General features: G+C 68.2%; 3 protein-coding genes. All 3 read right to left on the bottom strand.

What is annotated here, in order from left to right:
* The coding region (locus tag AC1D12_RS30470) for a hypothetical protein (RefSeq protein WP_477844970.1) at positions 1-279 on the bottom strand (279 nt) is incomplete at its 3' end.
* A 109-nt stretch (positions 280-388) separates the two neighbouring features.
* Positions 389-1,759 carry an FAD-binding oxidoreductase gene (locus AC1D12_RS30465; protein ID WP_477844971.1) on the bottom strand — a complete coding sequence of 457 codons (1,371 nt, stop codon included), beginning with the start codon at positions 1,757-1,759 and terminating at the stop codon, positions 389-391.
* Positions 1,760-1,918: 159 nt separating this feature from the next.
* The coding region (locus tag AC1D12_RS30460) for a LysR substrate-binding domain-containing protein (RefSeq protein WP_477844969.1) at positions 1,919-2,664 on the bottom strand (746 nt) is incomplete at its 5' end.

Genomic DNA, 2,664 nt, shown 5'->3' with positions numbered 1-2,664 from the left:
GAACACGGCGTCGCCGGTGGCGCCGCTGCAGTTGGACACCTGCGTGCCGGTGCGGTTGCCCCGCGCGTCGTAGCGGAACCGCGTCACCACGCACAGCTGCGGGTTGCCGGGCTCGATCGTCTCGGTCTCCACGAGACCGTCGGGACGGTAGGTGAAGCTCGTCGTGCGTGCGTAGTTGAACGGGTCGGCCGTAGGCTGGGCCGGCGACTGCGCAATGGCAGATGTCGCGCAGGCCAGCAGCCAGAGCTTGAAGATGAAACTCGAGACCGTCCGAGGCACGGCAACGCCGCGCCTCACCACGGCAACATGGTGCGATGAATGCAAGGGCTCCTCCCTGGGGGATCGATGGGCTCGGCGGACCTGCTGGTCCGCATGCACTGCCCGCTTGTCAGTCCTGCACCCCGATCACCTTGCCGGGATTCAGGATGTTCAGCGGATCCCACGCCCGCTTCAGCTGGCGCATCAGCTGCAAAGCGTTGGCGTCGAACTCTTCCGTCAGCAGCACCACCTTGTGCCCGCCGATGCCGTGCTCGGCGGTGCAGGTGCCTTCCATGCGCATCGCGCGGCTGATCATCCGCTGGTTCAGGCGCTCGGCCTCGGCCATCTCGAGCGGGTTGTCGGGGTCGGCAATGAGGATGCACAGCAGGTGCCCGTCGCCCACATGGCCGAACAGCGGGCACAGCAGCGATGAACGCCGCGTGTCCTCGATGGTCTCCTCGATGCACTGCGCCAGCCGCGACAAGGGCACGCAGGCATCGGTCGTGAAGGTGCGCCAGCCCGGCCGCAGCAGCTCGCAGGCGTTGAAGGCCGTGTGGCGGGCGCTCCACAGCCGCGAACGGTCTTCAGGCTGGTCGGCCCAGTCGTAGTCGTCACCGCCGTACTCGCGCGCGATGTCGCGCACGATCTCGGCCTGCTCGACCACGCCGGCCGCCGTGCCGTGGAATTCGAGGAACAGCGTCGGCCGCTCCTGGTACGACGTTTCGGTGTGCAGGTTGACGGCGCGCAGCGCCAGCGCATCCATGAACTCCGCACGCGCGAGCGGCACGCCGGTCTGGATGGTCTGGATCACCGTGTCGACCGCGTTGCGCGCATCGGCGAAGGTGCACACCGCGGTCGCGATCGCCTCGGGCCGCGGGTACAACCGCACCGTCACCTCGGTGATGATGCCCAGCGTGCCCTCGCTGCCGACGAAGATGCGCGTCAGGTCGTAGCCGGCCGACGACTTCTTGGCCCGGCGCGCGGTGCGGATGATCTTGCCCTCGGCCGTCACGACGGTGAGCGCCAGCACGTTCTCGCGCATCGTGCCGTAGCGCACCGCGCTGGTGCCGCCGGCACGCGTCGCCGCCATGCCGCCCAACGATGCCTTCGAGCCCGGATCGATCGGAAAGAACAGGCCGGTGTCCTTCACGTCGGCATTCAGCTGCGAGCGGGTGACGCCGGCCTGCACCGTCGCGGTCAGGTCCTGCGCATTGATCGTCAGCACCTCGTCCATCTCGGACAGGTCGATCGAGATGCCGCCCGCATGGCCGAGCACATGCCGCTCGAGCGACGAGAACACGCCGAAGGCTGTCACCGCGACCCGGTGCAGCGCGCACAGCCGGACCACCTCGGCCACCTCTTCGGTCGTGTGGGCGAAGACGACGCCGTCCGGCATCGTCATGTCGATCGCCGACGGCTCGCGGCCGTGCTGCTCGCGCATCAGGCGGCCGAGCTTGAAGCGCAGGCCGAAGGTGTGGCGCAAGGCATCGATCAAGGCCATCGGCGCGCCCGTCGAGGCGGGGACGACGGGGTTCGCAAAGTCAGTGGCGGTGTTCGCAAGGTCGATCATGGTGGTCCTCTCTGAGACGGTGGATGTGGCGCCTGTTGGCCGGCGCTGCGGTAAGAACTGCGGGGATGAAATTTCTTGCAGCCATGCGTGTCATGCGCTCGCGCTCAGCAAACGCACGCCGCGCCACGCCGCGTTGCGCACTGCATGTCGGATGGCCATGGTGGCAGCCGCCAGCACGCATTCGGCGGCCCGCGTCTGCTTGACGACGGTGGTGGCGCACACCGACACCGTGCGCGTGATCGAAGGCCGGGTGATCTCGACCACCGCGAGCTTCTTCTGCAGCACCTCGGTCTCGATGCTGGGCCACGAGAGGATCGTCGCGGCGATGTTGGCCGCGACCGCCTGCTTCAGCAGCGCCAGCGAATTCATCTCGGCGATGACCGCCGGCGGCGACAGGCCCTCGCGCATCATCACGCGCTCGACGCGGTGCCGCACCCCCTGCTCCAGCCCGGGCAGCACCAGGTCGATGCCCTGCAGCTCGCGCAGCGTGATGACCTTGCGGCGCGCCAGCCGCGACTTCGGGTTCACGACGAGGAACAGCCGCTCCTCCATCACGCGCACCGTGTCGAGCCCTTCGAGGTTGCCGTCGTCGAACGCGATGCCGAGCATCAGCCGGCCGCTCTTGACCCATTCGAGCACCGTGCCGCTCAGCTCCTCGTAGATCTGCAGGCGGATCGCCGGATAGCGCGTGCGGACCTCGTTGAAGATGGGCAGCCCGAGCGACGCGACCATGCACAGCGGAATGCCGATGCCGACGTGCCCGGTCGGCTCGGTCGAGCAGCTGGTGACCGCATCGTGCGCATCGTCGGCATGCTTCAGGATGGCCTGCGCGTAGC

This window comes from Rhizobacter sp. P1_G5 (assembly GCF_056405435.1).
Note: the sequence above shows the minus strand (reverse complement) of the source record. Positions and strands in the feature narration are given on the sequence as shown.